We start from the raw sequence: 21358 nt of genomic DNA, 5'->3' as shown, positions 1-21358 counted from the left end.
AAACCTATCCGGCCAGCGTGGCGGCGGACGGCGGCTGGCAGGTGGGCGTGCCGGCGGCGGACGTGGCGGCGTGGCCGGCGGGCGCGCTGTCGGTGAGCGTCAGCGGCGAGAGCGCGGCGGGGAACCCGGTGACGGTGGCGCGGCCGGTGACGGTAGATCTGTCGCCGGTGGCGGTGACCATCAGCCCGGTGGCGGGCGACGACGTGATCAACGCGCAGGAGAAGGGGGAGGCGCTGACGCTGAGCGGCGGCACGGCGGGGGTGGAGGCCGGCCGGACGGTGACGGTGSTGTTCGCCGGCAAGGCGTAYCAGGCSGCGGTCGGCGAGGACGGCGGYTGGTCGCTGACGGTGCCGGCGACGGCGCTGGGSGGGCTGAAGGAGGGCGCGGGRAGCGTGCAGGCGAGCGTGAGCAGCGCCAGCGGCAACGCGGCGAGCGCCGCCCGGGCGTACAGCGTGGACAGCGTGGCGCCGTCGGTGACCATCGACACGCTGGCGGGGGACAACGTGATCAACGCCCGCGAGGCCGCTGACGGCGTTCTGCTGAGCGGCAGTACCACTGCCGGCACCGGACAGACGCTGACTATTCAGCTGGCGGAACGCACCTGGACAACCACGGTGGGCGCCGACGGGCGCTGGCAGCTGGCGCTGGGGCCAGATGCCTGGGCGGCGCTGGCTGACGATCGCTATACCTTGCAAGTCAGCGTCAGCGATCCGGCGGGCAACCGCGGCAGCGCCACCAGCACGCTGGTGCTGGATACGACGCCGCCTACGCTGCAGTTCAATCCGATTGCCAGTGATGATGTGATTAACAGCGCCGAACATGGACTGGCGCAGATTGTCAGCGGCACCGCCAGCGGCGTGCAGACCGGCGATACCCTGATCCTGACCGTTGCCGGTCAGCGTTACGTGACCACCGTCGATGCCGACGGTAACTGGTCGGTCGGCGTACCGGCGAGCGTGATCAGCAGCCTGCCGGACGGCACCGCGACCTTTACTGCCACGCTGACCGACAGCGCTGGCAACAGCAGCACCCTGAGCCACGATGTGCGGGTCAACACCAGCGCGCTGATGGTGACGCTGGATCCGCTGGCCGGGGATGACATTCTGAATGCCGCCGAGGCGAGCGCCGCGCTGGTGGTGACCGGATCCAGCGATCGCCTGGCCACCGGCTCCGTGGTGACGGTGACGCTGAATGGCAAAAGCTATCAGGCGAAGGTGCAGGCCGATGGCAGCTGGCAAGCAACCGTGCCGCCTGCCGATGTTGCGGCACTGGCGGACGGTAAGCAGTATCCTGTTAAGGTCTCGGCCGAGGACAGCGACGGCAACGCGACCTCTGCGGATCGCACGCTGAGCGTGGAAACCACGCCGCCGCTGATCAGCATCGGTACGCTGGCCGGCGACGATCGGTTAAACGCCGCCGAGCAGCAGCAGCCGCTGACGATCAGCGGTACCTCCAGCGCCGGCGAAGGGCAGACCGTTCGCGTTACGCTGGGGGAAAAAGTGTACACCACCGCGGTGGCCCGCGACGGCGGCTGGTCGCTCAGCGTACCCGCCAGCGATCTGGCTGCCCTGCGCGACGGCAGCCTGACGGTCACCGCCAGCGTCAGCGATAAGGCTGGCAACCCGGCTGAAGCGCAGCACACGCTGATCGTCGATACCGTACCGCCGACGCTGACCATCCTGACGGTGGCCAACGATGACGTGATCAACAGCAGCGAACAACAGGCCGGACAGACCGTCAGCGGCACCACCAGCGCCGAGGCCGGACGCACGGTAACCGTCACCTTTGCCGGTTATCGCTATCAGGCGACGGTGGCAGACGACGGCAGCTGGTCGGTGCAGATACCGCCGCGTGATTTCCTCGGCCTGAGCGACGGCCGCTATACCCTGACCGCGACGGTGAACGATCTGGCCGGGAACCCTGCCAGTGCCAACCACGATATCAGCCTGGTGGGCGATGTGCCGGTCATTACCATCAACGCGATTGCGGAGAATGACATTCTTAATGCCGCCGAGCACAGTGGCACGCTGGTCCTCTCCGGCACCACCACGGCGCCGGTCGGCCAGAACGTCACCCTGACGCTGAACGGCAAAGAGTACGTGGCGGTGGTGAAGAGCGGCGGGCTGTGGAGCTACACCCTCAGCGCCAGCGACGTGGCGGCACTGGCCGACGGCACCACCTACGTGATTGGCGCGTCGGTGAGTAACGCCGTGGGCAACGTCGGCAGCGACGATCGCAGCCTGGTGGTGGACTTGACGCCGCCGGCGATGGGCATTCGCATTGACTCGCTACAAAACGATACTGGCCTGAATCCCAGTGACTTTATCACCCGCGATCCCAACGTTGTGCTGAACGGCTCGCTGACCGCCCCGCTGGCCAGCAATGAGAAAGCGCAGATCAGCACCGATGGCGGTGTCAGCTGGCAGGATCTCAGCGTGACCGGTCTGCAGTGGCGCTATACCGACGGCCGCACGCTGGGAGAAGGAAGCTGGGCCTATCAGGTACGGCTGATCGACAGCGCCGGGAACGTCGGCGCCACCGCCTCGCGCGACGTCATCATCGATACGACGCCGCCGGCGGCCCAAATCACCGTCGATGCGGTGATTCAGGACACCGGTCTTTCTGACAGCGACTTTATCACCCGCGATAACCAGATCTCGCTGAAGGGCTCACTTAGCGCGCCGCTCGGCAGCAGCGATCGCGCGCAGATTAGCATTGACGGCGGGGTCAGTTGGGTGGACGTCAGCGTCAGCGGTTTGAGCTGGAGCTGGATAGATACGCGTGCACTGGCTGACGGGAAATACAACTATCAGCTGCGGGTGATTGACGAAGCGGGCAACCTCGGCGGGGAAACCAGCCAGCTGGTGGTGATCGATACCGTGGCGCCGGAGGCCAGCAAAACCGTCGTCATCGACAGCATTACTGAAGATACCGGGCTGAATCCGGGGGATTTCATTACCCGTGATACCTCGCTGACGCTGAACGGTTCACTCGGCGCGCCGCTCTCTCCCGGTGAATATGTGCAGATAACGGTGGACGGCGGTCAGAGCTGGCAAATCGTCAACGTGGTTGGCACCGGTTGGCGCTATACCGATGCGCGTACGCTGACCGATGGCGTCTGGGAATACGGCGTGCGGGTGATCGATACCGCGGGGAATATTGGTGCCTCCGCCCGTCAGCAGGTGACGGTCGATACCACGCCACCGGCGGTGAGCACGGTGACGGTGGACAATATCGTCACCGATACCGGCTTTGATGATCACGACTTCCTGACCAGCGCCACCAGCTATACGCTGAACGGGTCACTCAGCGCACCGCTCGGCAGCGGCGAGTTTGTTCAGCTGAGCCTTGATGGCGGCAGCAGTTGGGTGTACGCCACGGTGAACGGTACCGCGTGGCGCTACAGTGACACCCGCACGCTGACCGATGGCGACTACCGTTACCTGGTCCGGGTGGTTGATCTGGCCGGCAACGTCGGCGCGACCACCGAACAGGAAGTCAGGGTCGATACCCTCGCTCCCGAGTACGGCATCACCATTGATGCGATTCAGGAGGATACCGGGCAGTCCGACAGCGACTTTATCACCCGCGATACCTCGCTGACGGTGACGGGTTCGCTGGGGCGCGCGCTGTCCAGCGATGAGCGGGTACAAATCAGTCTCGACGGCGGTAACAGTTGGCAGGAAACCACCGTCACCAATCTGCGCTGGCGCTACGAGGATCCGCGCCAGCTCAGCGACGGCAATTACACCTATCAGGTGCGGATTATCGATCAGGCCGGTAACGTCGGCTCTACTGCCAGCCAGCAAGTGGTGATCGATACCGTGGCGCCGGACACGCTGGGTACGGTGACCAGTTACACCGACGATGCCGGGGAGCGTCGCGGTACCTTTGGCTCATCGGTCGCCACTGACGACACCTCACCGGTGATCAACGGCACGCTGAACCGCGCGCCGCAGAGCGGAGAGATTGTTCAACTGTATCGTGATGGCCTGCTGCTGGGGCTGGTGACGATGACCGGTGCCGCCACCTGGACCTATGCCGATAACGGGCTGCGCGACGGAGCGCACGTCTACCGGGTGCGGGTCACCGATCTCGCCGGTAACTATACCGATTCAGCGCCCTTTACCCTGACGCTGGATACCAGCCTGCCGACGACCGTCGCGACCATTGCCGCGATCACGACCGCGGATACCACGCCGATCCTGCGCGGTACCGTTTCCGATGCGTTGGTCAACGGTGAATACCTGACGGTGAAGGTCAACGATCAGGTTTATACCTCGCAGCCGGGCGGCGCGGTGGTGGTCGATCCGCTGAACAACACCTGGTATCTGCAGATCCCCACGGCCAACGCGCTGACGATCAAAAGCTACAGCGTGGAAGCTCAGGTGAAAAGCAGCGCCGGCAACGGTAACACCACCGGCACTACCACGGGCAGCCTGGTTATCAACAGCGATACCCTGAACACGGACTGGACCACCGGTAGCGGCAGTAACAGCAACGCGGCGCTGGCGGTCGGGCTGAATAAGGGCGGCCTGTGGAACCTGTACGGCAATAACCAGGCGTACGCCAGTAATGACATCTCCAGCTATAACGACAGCCCGCTAACCAATACCCGAGGCGGTGGAGTGGTGAGTATGACCAGCGCCGACGTGCGGCGCAGCGGCTATGCCGACGTGTTTGGCACCGAAATTGTCTATTCCGGCGGCACCCAGGTGATGTGGACCTATAACGGCAGCAGCTATACCGCCAGCCAGTTGGCGGTGGGCACCCTGATTTATTACGGCGGGGTGATCGCTTATGACAAAACCGGCGATGGCTGGCTGGATATGGCCTACGGCGATGCCGGGCTGGATTCCATCACCTTCCTGGTGAACAACCAGGGTACGCTGACGGCGGACGGCAGAAACGGCGCCGCCGGCCTGTCAATCCGCTCCGCGCGCGAGGTGTCCGGCGTCGATTTAAATAACGACGGCGCGGTGGATATCGTTGAGCACACCACGGCCTCCGGCAACAACGCCCTGTCGGTCATCAGCAATGACGGTAAAGGTAATCTGAGCGTTACCCAGAACATTGCCAATGTCTTTGTCAATAACGCCGCCAACACCACTACCGCGGCCTCAATGACCTGGGCTGACTTTAACGGCGATGGCTATATGGATCTCTACCTGAGCACCAGTAAGAACAGCAACGGAGGTGTTATCTATTACAACGATGGCCAAGGCAAGCTGAGTGGCAGCAGCAGCGCGGTCGAAGGGGCGTCGGCGGCCGCCGGCTACTTCTCGGTCGCCGCCGACTGGAACGGCGATGGTCAGATGGACATCATCAAGCTTTCCAGCTGGAGCGCGTCGCAGACCCTGACCCTGTCCACCAACCGCGGTAACGGCAGCAACTGGAGCAGCACGACGTTAGCCACCGGGCTGGCCTACGTGACCGGCCTGACCAGCATTGATTACAACTGGGACGGCATGAAAGATCTGCTGGTGGCGCAGCAGAACGGCAAGGTGACGCTGATCAAAAACGGCAACACCGTGGCCGATGGCACCGCGATGCATCTGCACATCCTCGACAGCGAGGGGATCAACGTTTACTTCGGCAACACGGTGAACCTCTACAACGCCGCGGGGCAGCGGGTGGCGTCGCAGATCATTAACCCGCAGTCGGGGCTTGGCACCAACGACAGCAGCGGGCTGGTGAGCTTCTACGGGCTGGATCCCAGCGAGACCTACCGCGCAGAGATCGTTAAGATCACGAACGGCGCGGCGGATAACGTCTCCTGGCAGGGACTGACGGCCGGTGACGGTAAAGAGAGCTACGTGCTGACTGCCGACGCGGCCACCGGCGTCAGCGGCGGCACGCTGGTAGGAACCGGCTACAATGATACGTTCATTGCCCAGCAGGGTAACTTTACGTTTAACGGCTCCGGCGGCTGGAATCGTGCGTCTGACTATGACACCTGGAGCGCCAACGGTGGGCTGGACGTGGTTGATTATCGCAACGCCACCGGTGGCATCACCGTTGATTTGCGGATCACCACCGCGCAGAACACCGGTTTTGGTACCTCCAGCTTCATCAATATCGAGGGCATTGCCGGCTCACGTTTCAACGATGTGATCACCGGCAACAGCGCTGACAACCTGTTTATTGGCAGCGGCGGTAACGACACCTTCAATATCGCCAGCGGCGGCCATGATACCCTGCTTTATCGCCTGATTGACGCCGGTGATGCCACCGGCGGCAACGGCAGCGACGTGGTTAACGGCTTTAAGGTCGGAACCTGGGAGGGGACCTCCGATACCGATCGCGTCGATCTGCGCGAGCTGCTTTCCGGCAGCGGCTACAGCGGCAGCGGCAGCGCCAGTTACGTCAACGGCGTAGCAACGCTGGACAGCAAGGTCGGTAATCTGAGTGACTTTATCCGCGTGGAGCAGAACGGGGGCAATACCGAGATTAAAGTGGACCTGGATGGGAGCGGATCGACCTTTGATCCCACCACTATCGTTACCCTTAACGGGGTGCAGACCGACCTGGCCACGCTGTTGGCCAACCATCAGCTGCTGGTGGTATAGCCGGTCGGCGACGGGTCGTCGATCCGTCGCCGGCTGACGCCTGACCGCGCCTGCCGCGGTCAGTTCACAGAGAATAGAGAGTGGCATGATGGAAACACTACCGTGGTATGAGCCCTGGCTGCAGGCGATGTTGCTGGTGGCCGGTCACTACCGGCTGGACTATTCACCGGAGCATATCCGGGTGACCGCCAGCCACGCCGGGGGCTCAACCCGTCAGCAAATACTGGAGGATATGGCCCGCCAGTGCGGCCTGGGGCTGCATCGGGCGCCGCCGGAAGCCTCCCTGATCGATCCCTGGCGGCTGCCGCTGCTGGCGGAGCTGGATAACGGTCAGGTGGCGGTGATCGCCCGCATGGATAGCGACGGCCAGCTGGCGCTGCAGTTTAGCGGCGACGGCGGCCTGGAAACGCCTATCGATCGCGACAAGCTGGCCAGCCGGCTCACCGGCCTGCTGGTCCTGCGCCCGCTGGAGTCTACCCCGGATGCGCGGGTGGATGATTACATTAAACCCTACGAGAAAAACTGGTTCTGGCAGCTGGCGCTGAAAGACTGGCGGCGCTACGGCGACATTATGCTGGTGGCGATGGTGGCCAATGTGCTGGCGCTGTCGGGAATGATTTTTTCGATGCAGGTTTACGATCGCGTGGTGCCATCGCAGTCGGTAACGACGCTGTGGGTGCTGTTTGCCGGCGTGATGATGGCTATCCTGTTTGAGTTCATTATGCGCATGCTGCGGGTACACATTGCCGATGTGGTGGGCAAACGCGCCGATCTGCGCATTTCCGAGCGGGTGTTTGCCCATGCGCTGCGGATCAAAAACGGTGCGCGATCGAAATCGACCGGATCGTTTATTGCGCAGATCCGCGAGCTGGAGTCGGTGCGTGAGCTGATCACCTCGACCACCATTGCGGCAGTGACCGATCTGCCTTTTTTCTTACTGTTTGTGGCGATCCTCTGGCTGGTCGGTGGTCCGCTGGTGCTGGTGGTGCTGCTGGCGGTGCCGCTGCTGCTGATCCCGGGGCTGCTGATACAGCGGCCGCTGGCAGCGCTGTCGAGCGAGGGCATGCGCGAATCGGCGATCCGCAACGCCACGCTGGTCGAGGCGGTGCAGGGCATTGACGACATCAAGCTGCTGCGCGCCGAACAGCGCTTTCAGAATCAGTGGAATCACACCAACGCCGTGGCGGCCAACGTCAGCATGAAGCAGCGCTGGCTAACCGGCCTGCTGATGACCTGGACTCAGGAAGTGCAATCGATCGTCTACGCAACGGTGCTGCTGATCGGCTGTTATCTGGTGATGGCCGGTGACATGACCACCGGCGCGCTGGTGGGTACGTCGATCCTGGCCTCGCGCACCATTGCCCCGCTGGCGCAAATCTCCGGCGTGCTGTCACGCTGGCAGTCGGCAAAAGTGGCGCGTAAGGGACTGGACGATTTGATGCAGCGGCCGATCGACGCGCCGCAGCAGGAGAAGCGGGTGCACAAGGCCCATCTGCGTGGTGATTTTCAGCTGCGTCACGTGGCTTTTTATTATGATGAAGAAGAGCAGCGTAACGTCGTGACGCTGCCACAGCTGAGTCTGCGCGCCGGCGAGCGGGTGGCGGTACTGGGCCGCAACGGCTCAGGAAAAAGTACGCTGCTGCAGCTGCTGGCCGGTATGCAGTCTCCGCAGCAGGGCAGCGTCCAGCTGGATGATATTGCTTTGCCCATGCTCGACCCGGCGGATCTGCGGCGCGACGTGCAGCTGCTTGGGCAGCAGGCGCGGCTGTTTTATGGATCGATTCGCGACAACATCACGCTGGGCAATCCGCAGGCCAGCGATGCGGCAATTCAGCAGGCGCTGCAGATAGCCGGGGCGCTGCCGTTTGTTCGCCAGGCCCGACAGGGGCTGAATGAGGTGATTCTGGAGGGCGGTAACGGCCTCTCCGGCGGCCAGCGGCAGGCGCTGCTGCTGGCGCGTACGCTGTTGACTTCGCCCACCGTACTGCTGCTGGATGAGCCCACCGCCAGCCTGGATGAAATCGCCGAGCAGCAGTTTATTCAGCAGCTGCGCGGCTGGCTGACGCCGCACCGGACGCTGGTGGTCGCCACCCATCGCCTGCCGATTCTGGCGCTGGTGGATCGCATTATCGTGCTCGATGGCGGGAAGATTGTGCGCGACGGCCCGCGCGAGGCCATGCTCAATGAGCAAGGCATCACGCCGCCAACGCGCACCGTGACCCTGAAGCGCAGTGCCCCGCAGGCGCAGGGAGAGACCGCATGAGCGACTATACCCGCTTTAACAGTCGGCTTCACTCCTCGCACCTGCCGCGATCCAGCTGGGTGGCCTGGAGCCTGTTTGCCGTTCTGGCCGCCTTTCTGACCTGGGCAAGCCTGTTTCATCTGGATGAGGTGACGACCGGCAGCGGCACGGTCATTCCCTCCTCCCATGAGCAGACCATCCAGTCGCTGGAGGGGGGGATTATTCACAAGCTGTTTGTCCAGGAAGGCGAAGTGGTCACCCGGGGCCAGCCGCTGGCGCAGCTGGAGCGCACCAAGGTGGAGGCCGGCGTGCTGGAGAGCGCTTCGCGGCTGAAGGCGGCACTGGCTACCGCCGCGAGGCTCAACGCCGAAGTCACCGGGCAGCCGCTGCGCTTTCCGCCAGAGCTGGCGGAGGAGAGCGAGCTGGTGCGCCAGGAGACCGCGCTGTATCACTCCCGGCGCGCCGGCCTGACCGAAGGCCTGGCGGGATTCCAGCAGGGCATGGCGCTGGTGCAGCGCGAACTGGCGATGACCGAGCCGCTGGTAAAACGCGGCGCGGCCAGCGACGTGGAGGTGCTGCGGCTGCAGCGGCAAAAAAACGAGCTGCAAAACAAAATCACCGAAATGACCAACCAGTATATGGTGCGGGCGCGGGAAGAGCTGGCGAAGGCCAATGCCGACATTGCTACCGAACGGTCGGTCATGAAGGGGCGAGAGGATTCGCTGACCCGCCTGACCTTTACCGCGCCGGTGCGCGGCATTGTCAAAGACATTGACGTGACCACCGTCGGCGGCGTGGTGCCGCCCAACGGCAAACTGATGAGCCTCGTACCGTTAGATGATCAGATGCTCATCGAAGCAAAAATCTCGCCGCGCGACGTGGCTTTTTTGCACCCGGGACAGCGGGCACTGGTGAAAATTACCGCCTACGACTACTCAATCTACGGCGGACTGGCGGGCGAAGTGGCCGTGATCTCGCCCGGGACGCTGCAGGATGAGGTTAAGCGCGATCTCTACTACTACCGGGTATATATCCGCACCGACAGCAACCATTTAACGGCGAAGAACGGCAAAACGTTTCCGATCTTTCCCGGCATGATCGCTACGGTTGACATCAAGACCGGCAGTAAAACGGTGCTCGATTATTTGCTGAAGCCGCTGAATAAAACGCGCGAGGCGCTGCGCGAGCGCTAATGGCGGTGGGGCGTCGATCCGCGCCCCGATTTTTCCCGCCCGGTTGAGCGATCATTGATGTCCGGATCTTTACGCTACGGCTCTTTATCCAACAGGAGTCCCCCATGAACATGTCCCGGATTGCCGTGCTGTCTGCCGCGATACTGCTGGCAGGCTGCGCCGTGCAAAATGATACGACCCGCTTCCACGGTCTTGGCCTGACGTATCAATCCGACGTCAAAGCGCTGGGCGATGGCCAGTATCAGGTTGAGGTGGAGGCCGCGCCGGCCGCCGGCCGCGTCTCCGGCGCGACCGGTAGCGCGAATCAGCGCGCCGCAAACTTTTGCTACCGGCAGAATAAAAGCATGCAGCCGCTGCAGACCACCACGGATACTCATCTGCTGGTGAACGGCGTGGCTCGCCTGACCTTCCGCTGCGTCTGACGGCTTAACGCGGTCATCGCAAGATTTTTGCCGGTAAGTGCGGTACACTTTGTCCTTTCAGATTATAGGGAAATAGAGGACCACTATGCACGATTTACCCCCCTGCCCGCAGTGCCAGGCGAGGTTTACCTGGCAGGATGGCGAGATGCTGAACTGCCCCTCCTGCGGCCACGTCTGGTCGGCGTCTGCGGCAGAGAGCGCCGATGCCATGCCGCTGGCGCGCGACGCTAACGGCAACCCGCTGGCAGATGGCGACACGGTAACGGTTATCAAGGATTTGAAAGTGAAGGGGAGTTCGACCCCACTGAAAATGGGCACCCGGGTGAAAAATATTCGCCTTGTTGAGGGCGATCACAACATCGATTGTAAGATCGAGGGTTTTGGTCCGATGAAGCTGAAGTCAGAGTTTGTCAAAAAAGGCTGATCAATCGCCGGGAGCGCGGCGTCGCCCGCTCCCGCTCGCGCCACCATAAAAATTTCTTTTTCCCGCCCCGTTGCTGTTTTTTCCCTCCCCCCTATGCTTTACCATGTTTTTGGTCTTTTTCGCTTATGGGATGTCTGATGCGCTATCTGGCTGCTGTTTTTCCTGCAATCCTGCTGCTCGCTGCCTGCAGCAGTGAGCCAAAACCGGCTCACTCTTCCGCATCCGCGGCGGCGGTCCCGCCGCCGCCGGGCGGTTTTCCCCTGACGCCGGAACACGCGGTACGCCCGCTGTGGGGCGATTTTGCCGATAACCCACAGGCGGCCCAGTTCATTGATAACATGGTGCAAAAGCACGGTTTTGATCGTCAGCAGCTGCATGACATTTTGGCTCAGGCAAAACGGCTGGATTATGTGCTGCGACTGATGGATCGCCAGGCGCCGACCACCGCCGCGCCCAGCGGGCCAAACGGGGCCTGGCTGCGCTATCGCGATAAGTTTATTACCCCGGACAATGTGCAGAACGGCGTGGCGTTCTGGAATCAATACCAGACGACCCTGCAGCGTGCATCGCAAACCTATGGCGTGCCCCCGGAAATCATTGTTGGCATTATCGGCGTGGAAACGCGCTGGGGCAGGGTGATGGGAAAAACCCGCATTATTGATGCGCTGGCCACCCTGTCATTTGCTTATCCGCGCCGCGCCGACTATTTTTCCGGCGAGCTGGAAACCTTCCTGCTGATGGCGCGCAGCGAACAGGATGATCCGCTGGCGCTTCGCGGATCGTTTGCCGGTGCGATGGGCTATGGCCAGTTTATGCCTTCATCGTTTAAGTCTTTCGCGGTGGATTTTAACGGCGACGGACACATCAATCTGTGGGATCCGGAAGATGCCATTGGCAGCGTGGCGCACTACTTCCAGCAGCACGGCTGGCAGCCTGGACAGCCGGTGGCGGTGCCGGCGCAGGGCCAGGCTCCGCGGCTGGAGAACGGCTTTAAAACCCGCTATACCGCTGCACAGCTGAACGCCGCTGGCCTGCGTCCACAGCAGCCGCTGCTGGATGAGCAGCAGGTCAGCCTGCTGCGGCTGGACGTGGGTACCGACTATCAATACTGGTACGGCCTGCCTAACTTCTATGCGATTACCCGCTACAACCACAGTACGCATTACGCCATGGCGGTGTGGCAGCTGGGTGAGGCGGTGGCGCGCGCGCGGCAGGGGGATGTTCTGATTAACTGAGTGGCGCCGCCGCAGGCCTGGCGATCGCGTGGAAGCGCCGTCGCAAAGCGCTGTGCGGGCGCTGACCGGCGCGGCCAGTGGGCGTATGCTGATCGCAACACCGTATGACAAGGAGAGAGAGATGGACGACAGGCAACTGCTGGCGCTCAGCGAGCAAACCGGCGCGGCGCTGCGGGCCGCGGGGGCGACGCTCACCACGGCGGAATCCTGCACCGGCGGCTGGATCGCCAAAATAGTGACCGACGTGGCGGGCAGTTCGGCGTGGTTCCAGCGCGGCTTTGTGACCTACAGCAATGCGGCAAAGTCGGCGATGGTCGGTGTTCAGCCCGCCACGCTGGCGCAGCACGGGGCGGTCAGCGAAGCGGTGGTCAGAGAGATGGCGCAGGGCGCCCGCGACGCGGCCGACGCTGACTATGCGGTGTCGGTGAGCGGCATTGCCGGGCCCGACGGCGGCAGCGCGGATAAGCCGGTGGGCACCGTCTGGTTTGCCTTTGCCCACCGTGCAGGCGCGACCCTGGCGCTGTGCCAGCATTTTTCCGGCGATCGGGAGGCCGTGCGTCGCCAGGCTACTGCGTTTGCGCTGCAGAGCCTGGTCGATCACTTTCTCAAAAAATCCACTTGATACTGTATGATTGTACAGTATAATTAGTGACATCTTCAGATACAGCGTGACGGCCCGCGATGCCGCCCGACCAGGAGTGAACATGAGTATTGATGAAAACAAGCAGAAAGCACTGGCTGCTGCACTGGGACAGATTGAGAAGCAGTTTGGTAAAGGTTCCATCATGCGCCTCGGTGAAGATCGTTCCATGGATGTGGAAACCATCTCTACCGGTTCGCTCTCTCTGGACATTGCGCTGGGCGCCGGTGGCCTGCCGATGGGCCGCATCGTTGAGATCTATGGCCCGGAATCCTCCGGTAAAACCACGCTGACCCTGCAGGTGATTGCGGCCGCGCAGCGCAAAGGCAAAACCTGTGCGTTTATCGACGCCGAGCACGCGCTGGATCCGGTCTATGCCAAGAAGCTGGGCGTGGATATTGATAACCTGCTCTGCTCGCAGCCGGATACCGGTGAACAGGCGCTGGAGATCTGTGACGCGCTGGCCCGCTCTGGCGCGGTGGACGTGATTATCGTCGACTCCGTGGCGGCCCTGACGCCAAAGGCCGAGATTGAAGGCGAAATCGGTGATTCACACATGGGACTGGCGGCGCGCATGATGAGCCAGGCAATGCGTAAGCTGGCCGGTAACCTGAAGCAGTCAAATACGCTGCTGATTTTCATTAACCAGATTCGTATGAAAATCGGGGTGATGTTCGGTAATCCGGAAACCACCACCGGCGGTAACGCCCTGAAGTTCTATGCCTCCGTCCGTCTGGATATTCGCCGCATCGGCGCGATCAAAGAGGGCGACGAAGTGGTGGGCAGCGAAACCCGGGTCAAAGTGGTGAAAAACAAAGTGGCGGCGCCGTTTAAACAGGCGGAATTCCAGATCATGTATGGCGAAGGCATTAACATTTACGGTGAGCTGGTTGACCTGGGTGTGAAGCACAAGCTGATCGAAAAAGCCGGTGCCTGGTACAGCTACAACGGCGATAAGATTGGTCAGGGCAAGGCCAACGCCTGCAACTTCCTCAAGGAAAACAGCGCCATTGCCGCCGAGCTGGAGCAAAAGCTGCGCGAGATGCTGCTGAACAATCCGGACGATAAACCGGACTTCGCCGTCAGCGAACAGGAAAAAATGGCCAGTGAGGCCGAAGACGACTTCTGATACCGTATCAGGCGCGGGAATCCCTCCCGCGCTTTTTTGTGGTAAAGGCCCCGCCGATGACCGACTCCCCTGATGCACGCACACGTTTCTCCCGTCAGCTTGATAAAGCCACCCGCATTCTTGCCCTGCGGGACCACAGCGAAGCCGAACTGCGGCGTAAGCTGCTGCAGTCCAGCGAACGCGCCGCGCGCCGTGACGCCGCGGGGGACAACGGGGAACCGGCGATCGATGAAGAAACGCTGGAGCGGGTGATCCGCTGGTGTCAGCAGCAGGGCTGGCAGGATGATACGCGCTTTACCGAACGTTTTATTGCCAGCCGCAGCCGCAAAGGTTTCGGCCCGCAGCGTATCCGCATGGAGCTGTCACAGCGTGGTGTGGATCGCAATCTCGCCGACGCGGCGATGGCGGAGTGCGGGATTGACTGGCAGGCCTGTACCGCGGCCGCCGCAGAGAAGAAGTTTGGCTTCCCGCTGCCGACCAGCTGGCCGGAAAAAGCGAAAATTCAGCGCTTTCTGCTCAGCAAAGGCTTTCTGAACGAAGATATCCGCGAGATTTACAGAAATTTTGCAGATTGACCCGCCAGGTGTTTTACTTCCCTCCGAAGAAAATTTATCTTATTCCCACTTTTTACCGCCAGGCTGCGCGCTCCGACGGGCAGGCGCAGCCAACGGCCGGTAAACCCTCTTCAAGCGTGATTCAGGATACATATGAGCAAGAGCACTGCTGAGATCCGCCAGACGTTTCTCGACTTTTTCCACAGTAAGGGCCACCAGGTTGTAGCCAGTAGCTCCCTGGTGCCGCACAACGACCCGACGCTGCTGTTTACCAACGCCGGAATGAACCAGTTTAAAGATGTGTTTCTGGGGCAGGACAAGCGCAGCTATACCCGGGCGACCACCTCGCAGCGCTGCGTGCGCGCCGGCGGTAAGCATAACGATCTGGAAAACGTCGGTTACACCGCGCGTCACCACACCTTCTTTGAAATGCTGGGCAACTTCAGCTTCGGCGACTATTTCAAGCACGATGCCATTGCCTTTGCCTGGGAGCTGCTGACCGGGGAGCAGTGGTTTGCCCTGCCAAAAGAGCGCCTGTGGGTCACCGTGTATGAGACCGATGACGAAGCGTTCGATATCTGGGAAAACACCATTGGCGTGCCGCGCGAGCGCATTATCCGCATCGGCGATAACAAGGGGGCGCCTTACGCCTCAGATAACTTCTGGCAGATGGGCGACACCGGCCCGTGCGGCCCGTGCAGTGAAATTTTCTACGATCACGGCGACCATATTTGGGGAGGCCCGCCGGGCAGCCCGGACGAAGATGGCGATCGCTATATTGAGATTTGGAATATCGTCTTTATGCAGTTTAACCGTCAGCCTGACGGAACCATGCTGCCGCTGCCGAAGCCGTCGGTGGATACCGGCATGGGGCTGGAGCGCATATCGGCGGTGCTGCAGCACGTGAACTCTAACTATGATATCGATCTGTTCCAAACGCTGATCAAAGCGGTCGCGGAAGTGACCGGCACCCGCGACATGAGCAACAAGTCGCTGCGCGTGATTGCCGACCACATTCGCTCCTGTGCGTTTCTGATCGCCGACGGGGTGATTCCGTCCAATGAGAATCGTGGCTACGTGCTGCGTCGCATCATTCGTCGCGCGGTGCGCCACGGCAATATGCTGGGCGCAAAAGGCAGCTTCTTCCACAAGCTGGTGGCGCCGCTGATCGCCGTGATGGGCGATGCCGGTGAGGATCTGAAGCGCCAACAGGCGCAGGTCGAGCAGGTACTGAAAACCGAAGAGGAGCAGTTTGCCAAGACCCTCGAGCGCGGTCTGGCGCTGCTGGATGACGAGCTGGCAAACCTGCAGGGCGATACGCTGGACGGTGAGACCGTTTTCCGCCTGTATGACACCTTCGGTTTCCCGGCAGATTTGACCGCCGATGTTTGCCGCGAGCGCCAGCTGAAAATCGATGAAGCCGGCTTTGAGCGTGCGATGGAGCAGCAGCGCCAGCGCGCACGCCAGGCCAGCGGCTTCGGCGCTGATTACAGCACGGTGATTCAGACCGACGCCGCGTCGCAGTTTAAAGGGTATGAATCGCTGGACCTGCACGCTACCGTCACCGCCCTGTACGTGAACGGCGAAGCCGCCGGGGTGATTCGCGCCGGCGAAGAGGGCGTGATTGTGCTGGACGAGACGCCGTTCTACGGTGAATCGGGCGGTCAGGTCGGGGATACCGGCCAGCTGCTGGGGCACGGCGCCATCTTTAGCGTCAGCGATACCCAGAAATATGGTCAGGCCATTGGTCACAGCGGTCGCCTGAGTGAGGGACAGATCGCGCTGGGCGATCGTCTGGAAGCCCGTGTGGATGAACATCGTCGCGCGCGTATTCGCCGTAACCACTCGGCCACTCACCTGCTGCACGCCGCTCTGCGTCAGGTGCTCGGTGAGCATGTGGCGCAGAAAGGATCGCTGGTGAATGACCAGTATCTGCGCTTTGATTTCTCGCACGCCGAAGCGATGAAGCCGGACGAAGTGCGTCAGGTTGAGGACATCGTCAACGCCCAAATCCGCCGTAATCTCGCGGTAGAGACCGAGGTGATGGATATCGAAGTCGCCAAAGCCAAAGGGGCGATGGCGCTGTTTGGCGAGAAGTACGACGCCCGCGTGCGCGTGCTGACCATGGGCGATTTTTCCACCGAGCTGTGCGGCGGTACCCACGCCAGCCGCACCGGGGATATTGGCCTGTTCCGCATTGTCGCGGAGTCCGGGACCGCGGCCGGCGTTCGCCGCATTGAAGCGGTAACCGGCGAGGCGGCAATTACCGCCATGCATCAGCAGAGCGATCAGCTGCAGGCGATTACTCAGCTGCTGAAAGCCAACAGCAGCAATCTGAACGAAAAGGTTCGCGCCGTTGTCGAACAGACACGCCAGCTGGAGCGTGAGCTGCAGCAGCTGAAAGATCAGCAGGCGGCGCAGCAAAGCGCCTCGCTCGCCAGTCGGGCGATTGACGTGAAGGGCGCGCGGCTGCTGGTGAGCGAACTGAACAATGTGGAGCCGAAAATGCTGCGTACGATGGTCGACGATCTGAAGAATCAGCTCGGTTCGGCGATTATTGTGCTGGCAACGGCCGCGGAAGGAAAAGTTTCCCTGATCGCGGGCGTGACTAAAGATCTCACCGACAAAGTGAAGGCAGGCGAGCTGATTGGCGCGTTGGCTCAGCAGGTCGGGGGCAAAGGGGGTGGTCGCCCCGATATGGCGCAGGCGGGCGGTACCGACGTCGCCGCGCTGAAAGCCGCGCTGGCCGGGGTTGAATCCTGGGTTAGCAGCAAACTGTAACGAGAGCATAAACGCTTCGCACCGGACGCCGGCAGACGTGCTGCTGGCGAACTGTGCGATGCGCAGCCTGTCATCATAAAGTCGGGTTGATGTAACGGTTTTCGGCTAGACTCACTATTAGCAGAATGTATTGGTGTGACGCGTGAATTGTCATAGTCTACGTTTAGCGATGTATGATGGAGAACGCCGGGGACAGAGACCTCCCCCGACTCTTTTAATCTTTCAAGGAGCAAAGAATGCTTATTCTAACTCGTCGAGTTGGTGAGACCCTCATGATTGGCGATGAGGTGACGGTAACGGTACTGGGCGTAAAGGGTAATCAGGTGCGTATCGGAGTGAACGCCCCCAAAGAAGTGTCGGTCCATCGCGAAGAAATTTACCAGCGTATTCAGGCTGAGAAGACGCCGCAGACGCCAAACTACTGATCTTCGAATTCAGCGCCTCGCTCTGCACAGCGAGGCGCTACCCTTTTGTCATTTTCTTCTTCGTCTGCTCTTCCCGTTTCTGCGCACTATTCCTGAGTTGCATGTTGATATTTCACTCTTTTTGTTGGTTAATCGCCCGGATTGCGTGGCTTTTGTGCAATCAGGCGCGCAGCGGGAAAAATTGTTTGACTTATAAGACCGGGAAAGTAATATGTGCGCCACGCAGTGCCGATGAGCAGATACAACGTTCAGCGGCGCAGTTCACAAGAACGCGTAAGGTGAGGTGGCCGAGAGGCTGAAGGCGCTCCCCTGCTAAGGGAGTATGCGGTCAAAAGCTGCATCCGGGGTTCGAATCCCCGCCTCACCGCCATTTTCCGATGCATCCGTAGCTCAGCTGGATAGAGTACTCGGCTACGAACCGAGCGGTCGGAGGTTCGAATCCTCCCGGATGCACCATTTTTGCGGAAAAGGGATTGCGCGGCGTAACGATGTTGGAGTTGTTCTCTTCATCATGGTGAGTTGTTAGCACCCTGCAGTATACAAGATTTACCGATGCATCCGTAGCTCAGCTGGATAGAGTACTCGGCTACGAACCGAGCGGTCGGAGGTTCGAATCCTCCCGGATGCACCATGCCTCTTTGTATTTCAGGTCGTCACAGTTCCCACCGTTTTTTCCGATGCATCCGTAGCTCAGCTGGATAGAGTACTCGGCTACGAACCGAGCGGTCGGAGGTTCGAATCCTCCCGGATGCACCATCGCGAAAGCGTATTGTATGCAGTACCGTTGTCCCCGATGCATCCGTAGCTCAGCTGGATAGAGTACTCGGCTACGAACCGAGCGGTCGGAGGTTCGAATCCTCCCGGATGCACCATCTCATCTCAGGTTTATCGCCGCCACACACTCTTCAACTGCCTCACAGTAACTTAAGCGCGTCACGGGCCTTATCCTGCTCTCCATCTGTCTATTCTGATTCATAAAATCATCTGTTATTTCAAGGCATTTGCTGTTCACCGCTGACGGCGACAATGGCGCCACTTTACGCTACAGTAAGGATCCCGCTGTTGACGTCCGGAGAGACCATGTACGACCGCTATCTGGGACTCATTTTTGATATGGACGGTACGCTGCTCGATACCGAGCCCACGCATCGCTATGCGTGGCGTGAAGTCATGCGTCCCCATGGGATTGCGGTTGATGACCGCGCCATGGCCGAACTCAATGGGGCGCCCGCCTGGCGTATTGCCGGGATGCTGCTGAGCGGCGCACAGCGGGACGATCTCGATCCTCATGCGCTGGCGGCGGAAAAAACTGCGCTGACGCGCCGCCTGCTGTTAGAGGGCGGTGACCGGACGCTGCGGGTAAGGGCGCTGCCGCTGGTGGCGGTGGTCAAACAGTGGTACGGGCGACGCCCAATGGCGGTGGGCACCGGCAGCGAGCGCGGGATGGCGGAGGCCTTGCTGCGGCAATGCGATCTGCTGCACTATTTTAAGGCTGTGGTCGGTGCCGATGATGTACAGCGGCACAAACCCGAACCGGACACTTTTCTCCGCTGCGCCGCGCTGATGGGCGTCGACCCGTCGCGCTGCGTGGTGTTTGAGGACGCGGAGTGGGGCCTGCAGGCGGCCAAAGCGGCGGGCATGGCCGCGATAGATGTTCGCCGGCAGTGAGTGAGCTGACCGCGCTGGCCGCCCTGTTTGCCAGCAGTTTACTGAGTGCGACGCTGCTGCCCGGCGGCTCAGAGGTGGTACTGGCGGGGTTGCTGATGGCCCACCCGGACTGGCTGGTGAGGCTGCTGCTGATCGCCTCGCTCGGTAACACGCTGGGAGGGGTGACCAACCTGCTGATTGGGCGGCTGTTACCGGAACGGGCCGCAGGGCGTCATGCGCACACCGCGCGACGCTGGCTGCGGCGCTGGGGAGCGCCGGCCCTGCTGCTAAGCTGGGTGCCGGTGATCGGTGACGTACTGTGCGTTGCCGCCGGCTGGTTACGATTATCATGGCTGCCGTGCCTGGCGTATTTAGCCATCGGCAAGGCGGCGCGTTATGCCGCGGTTGCGGCCGCAACTTTACAGGGCGTTGCGTGGTGGCACTGAGTTTTTCAGCGCCGCAGCACAATACACATTATGCTAAACAATAAAAATCTTACACAGCGGGAGGTCAACGTGATCCCTGACGTATCTCAGGCGCTTTCGTGGCTGGAAGCCCATCCTGATGCGCTGAACGGCATTGGACGCGGCATTGAGCGTGAAACGCTGCGCGTCGAGCCTGACGGTAAACTGGCGCAGACGCCGCACCCGGCAGCGCTCGGTTCGGCACTGACCCACAGCTGGGTAACCACCGATTTTGCTGAAACGCTGCTGGAGTTTATCACTCCGGTTGAGCGCGAGATTGCTCCGCTGCTCGACACGCTGCGCGATATTCACCGTGAGGTGGCCCGCGAACTGAGCGACGAGCGTATGTGGCCGTTCAGCATGCCGTGTTTTATTGGCGAGAATACCCCGATTGAGCTGGCCCAGTACGGCACTTCTAATATTGGCCGGATGAAGACCCTGTACCGTGAAGGGCTGAAAAACCGCTACGGCGCCCTGATGCAAACCATCTCCGGCGTGCATTATAATTTCTCTCTGCCGCTGAGCTTCTGGCAGCAGCGGGCCGGCGTCAGCGATGAGGAGGGCGGCAAAGATAAGATTTCGGACGGCTATTTGCGGCTGATCCGCAACTATTACCGCTTTGGCTGGGTAATTCCGTTTTTGTTCGGCGCCTCCCCGGCGATCTGTCGCTCTTTCCTGCAGGGTAAAACCAGCTCGCTGCCGTTTGAAACGCATCACGGGATGCTCTATCTGCCGTATGCCACCTCGCTGCGCATGAGCGATCTTGGCTACACCAATAAGTCGCAGAATACCTTAGGCATTACCTTCAATACGCTGGACGCCTACGTCACCGCGCTGAAGCGGGCGATCAAAACGCCATCGGAGGAGTTTGCCCGCATTGGTTTGAAAGATGCGCACGGGGACTATTTGCAGCTCAATACCAATGTGCTGCAGATCGAAAATGAGCTGTATGCGCCGATCCGCCCCAAACGCGTCACCCGCGACGGAGAAGCGCCGTCGGATGCGCTGCTGCGCGGCGGCATTGAGTATATCGAAGTGCGCTCTCTGGATATCAACCCGTTCTCGCCGGTCGGGGTTGATGAGCAGCAGGTGCGTTTTCTCGACCTGTTCCTGATTTGGTGTGCGCTGGCGGATGCGCCCGAGATGAGCAGCGATGAACTGATCTGCGCACGACAGAACTGGAACCGGGTGATTCTGGAAGGACGCAAGCCCGGACAGACAATCGGTATCGGCTGCGGCGATGCCCGTGAACCACTGGCCGACGTGGGTAAGGCGCTGTTCCACGATCTTGCCCGCGTTGCCGATGTACTGGATCGCAATCAGGGTGAGCATCATTATCAGACGGTCTGCGAACGGTTGGCCGCCTGCTTTGACGATCCGGAACTGACCTTTTCCGCGCGTATTTTGCAGGCGATGAAAGCGGACGGCATCAGCGGTACCGGTCTGATGCTGGCGGAGGAGTACCGCCAGATGCTGCTAGCGGAACCGATGCGGGTGATGAGCACCGGGCAGTTCCGGGACGAAGCCCTGCGCTCGCAGGCGCGGCAGAAAGAGATTGAAGCGGCGGATACGCTTAGCTTTGAGGCGTTTCTGGCCCAGCGCGCCGGCTAGGGCGGCAGAAAAGAAAAAGGCC

14 protein-coding genes and 5 tRNA genes are annotated in these 21358 nt (G+C 61.1%); all 19 read left to right on the top strand.

Annotated features, from left to right (window positions below; genetic code table 11):
* A partial coding sequence (locus BS626_RS17100; protein ID WP_139308858.1) for an Ig-like domain-containing protein occupies nucleotides 1-6569 on the top strand: 6569 nt, incomplete at its 5' end.
* Between the two features lie 88 nt (nucleotides 6570-6657).
* Nucleotides 6658-8832: a type I secretion system permease/ATPase gene (locus BS626_RS17095; RefSeq protein WP_075183587.1), complete on the top strand. Its 2175-nt coding sequence runs from the start codon at nucleotides 6658-6660 to the stop codon at nucleotides 8830-8832.
* Nucleotides 8829-10004 carry an HlyD family type I secretion periplasmic adaptor subunit gene (locus tag BS626_RS17090; protein WP_075183585.1) on the top strand — a complete coding sequence of 392 codons (1176 nt, stop codon included), beginning with the start codon at nucleotides 8829-8831 and terminating at the stop codon, nucleotides 10002-10004. The genes BS626_RS17095 and BS626_RS17090 overlap by 4 nt, the downstream gene beginning before the upstream one ends.
* 104 nt (nucleotides 10005-10108) lie before the next feature.
* The gene (locus tag BS626_RS17085; protein WP_075183584.1) at nucleotides 10109-10426 is read left to right on the top strand and encodes a hypothetical protein; all 318 of its coding nucleotides are present in this window, start codon (nucleotides 10109-10111) and stop codon (nucleotides 10424-10426) included.
* Between the two features lie 85 nt (nucleotides 10427-10511).
* Nucleotides 10512-10850: a zinc ribbon domain-containing protein YjdM gene (locus tag BS626_RS17080; RefSeq protein ID WP_075183583.1), complete on the top strand. Its 339-nt coding sequence runs from the start codon at nucleotides 10512-10514 to the stop codon at nucleotides 10848-10850.
* A gap of 137 nt (nucleotides 10851-10987) precedes the next feature.
* Nucleotides 10988-12085 (top strand): lytic murein transglycosylase B, encoded by a 1098-nt coding sequence (gene mltB, locus BS626_RS17075; RefSeq protein WP_075183582.1) that lies wholly within the window; start codon nucleotides 10988-10990, stop codon nucleotides 12083-12085.
* Between the two features lie 121 nt (nucleotides 12086-12206).
* A complete protein-coding gene (gene pncC / locus BS626_RS17070; protein WP_075183581.1) occupies nucleotides 12207-12707 on the top strand; it encodes a nicotinamide-nucleotide amidase in 501 nt (166 codons plus the stop codon).
* 82 nt (nucleotides 12708-12789) lie between these two features.
* Nucleotides 12790-13854, top strand: a complete 1065-nt coding sequence (gene recA, locus BS626_RS17065; protein ID WP_075183580.1) for a recombinase RecA — start codon at nucleotides 12790-12792, stop codon at nucleotides 13852-13854.
* Between the two features lie 56 nt (nucleotides 13855-13910).
* Nucleotides 13911-14429 carry a regulatory protein RecX gene (locus tag BS626_RS17060; protein WP_075183579.1) on the top strand — a complete coding sequence of 173 codons (519 nt, stop codon included), beginning with the start codon at nucleotides 13911-13913 and terminating at the stop codon, nucleotides 14427-14429.
* Nucleotides 14430-14561: 132 nt separating this feature from the next.
* The gene (gene alaS / locus BS626_RS17055) at nucleotides 14562-17189 is read left to right on the top strand and encodes an alanine--tRNA ligase (RefSeq protein WP_075183578.1); all 2628 of its coding nucleotides are present in this window, start codon (nucleotides 14562-14564) and stop codon (nucleotides 17187-17189) included.
* 236 nt (nucleotides 17190-17425) lie between these two features.
* The gene (csrA, locus tag BS626_RS17050) at nucleotides 17426-17614 is read left to right on the top strand and encodes a carbon storage regulator CsrA (RefSeq protein WP_075183577.1); all 189 of its coding nucleotides are present in this window, start codon (nucleotides 17426-17428) and stop codon (nucleotides 17612-17614) included.
* A 277-nt stretch (nucleotides 17615-17891) separates the two neighbouring features.
* Nucleotides 17892-17984, top strand: a tRNA-Ser gene (locus BS626_RS17040).
* A gap of 9 nt (nucleotides 17985-17993) precedes the next feature.
* Nucleotides 17994-18070, top strand: a tRNA-Arg gene (locus tag BS626_RS17035).
* 98 nt (nucleotides 18071-18168) lie between these two features.
* A tRNA-Arg gene (locus tag BS626_RS17030) sits at nucleotides 18169-18245 on the top strand.
* A gap of 48 nt (nucleotides 18246-18293) precedes the next feature.
* Nucleotides 18294-18370: transfer RNA gene (locus tag BS626_RS17025), tRNA-Arg, on the top strand.
* Nucleotides 18371-18409: 39 nt separating this feature from the next.
* A tRNA-Arg gene (locus BS626_RS17020) sits at nucleotides 18410-18486 on the top strand.
* A 208-nt stretch (nucleotides 18487-18694) separates the two neighbouring features.
* Nucleotides 18695-19282, top strand: coding sequence for a fructose-1-phosphate/6-phosphogluconate phosphatase (yqaB, locus tag BS626_RS17015; protein ID WP_075183575.1), 588 nt, complete (start codon nucleotides 18695-18697; stop codon nucleotides 19280-19282).
* Nucleotides 19279-19707: a YqaA family protein gene (locus BS626_RS17010; RefSeq protein ID WP_075183574.1), complete on the top strand. Its 429-nt coding sequence runs from the start codon at nucleotides 19279-19281 to the stop codon at nucleotides 19705-19707. The genes yqaB and BS626_RS17010 overlap by 4 nt, the downstream gene beginning before the upstream one ends.
* 30 nt (nucleotides 19708-19737) lie before the next feature.
* A complete protein-coding gene (gshA, locus tag BS626_RS17005; protein ID WP_075183573.1) occupies nucleotides 19738-21336 on the top strand; it encodes a glutamate--cysteine ligase in 1599 nt (532 codons plus the stop codon).
* The last annotated feature ends 22 nt before the right edge of the window (nucleotides 21337-21358 follow it).

Origin of the sequence: Pantoea sp. 1.19, assembly GCF_001922585.1 — a bacterium.
In the GTDB taxonomy this organism is placed as follows: Bacteria; Pseudomonadota; Gammaproteobacteria; order Enterobacterales; family Enterobacteriaceae; genus 1-19.
The sequence above is the reverse complement of the archived record's forward strand: the minus strand, read 5'-3'. Positions and strand labels throughout refer to the sequence as shown.

What these genes read in the sequence shown, in the direction of transcription:
- BS626_RS17095 (WP_075183587.1), top strand. Translation starts at nt 6,658, where the DNA reads ATGGAAACACTACCGTGGTATGAGCCCTGGCTGCAGGCGATGTTGCTG.
- mltB (WP_075183582.1), top strand. Translation starts at nt 10,988, where the DNA reads ATGCGCTATCTGGCTGCTGTTTTTCCTGCAATCCTGCTGCTCGCTGCC.
- BS626_RS17085 (WP_075183584.1), top strand. Translation starts at nt 10,109, where the DNA reads ATGAACATGTCCCGGATTGCCGTGCTGTCTGCCGCGATACTGCTGGCA.
- csrA (WP_075183577.1), top strand. Translation starts at nt 17,426, where the DNA reads ATGCTTATTCTAACTCGTCGAGTTGGTGAGACCCTCATGATTGGCGAT.
- gshA (WP_075183573.1), top strand. Translation starts at nt 19,738, where the DNA reads ATGCTAAACAATAAAAATCTTACACAGCGGGAGGTCAACGTGATCCCT.
- pncC (WP_075183581.1), top strand. Translation starts at nt 12,207, where the DNA reads ATGGACGACAGGCAACTGCTGGCGCTCAGCGAGCAAACCGGCGCGGCG.
- BS626_RS17090 (WP_075183585.1), top strand. Translation starts at nt 8,829, where the DNA reads ATGAGCGACTATACCCGCTTTAACAGTCGGCTTCACTCCTCGCACCTG.
- recA (WP_075183580.1), top strand. Translation starts at nt 12,790, where the DNA reads ATGAGTATTGATGAAAACAAGCAGAAAGCACTGGCTGCTGCACTGGGA.
- alaS (WP_075183578.1), top strand. Translation starts at nt 14,562, where the DNA reads ATGAGCAAGAGCACTGCTGAGATCCGCCAGACGTTTCTCGACTTTTTC.
- BS626_RS17080 (WP_075183583.1), top strand. Translation starts at nt 10,512, where the DNA reads ATGCACGATTTACCCCCCTGCCCGCAGTGCCAGGCGAGGTTTACCTGG.
- yqaB (WP_075183575.1), top strand. Translation starts at nt 18,695, where the DNA reads ATGTACGACCGCTATCTGGGACTCATTTTTGATATGGACGGTACGCTG.
- BS626_RS17060 (WP_075183579.1), top strand. Translation starts at nt 13,911, where the DNA reads ATGACCGACTCCCCTGATGCACGCACACGTTTCTCCCGTCAGCTTGAT.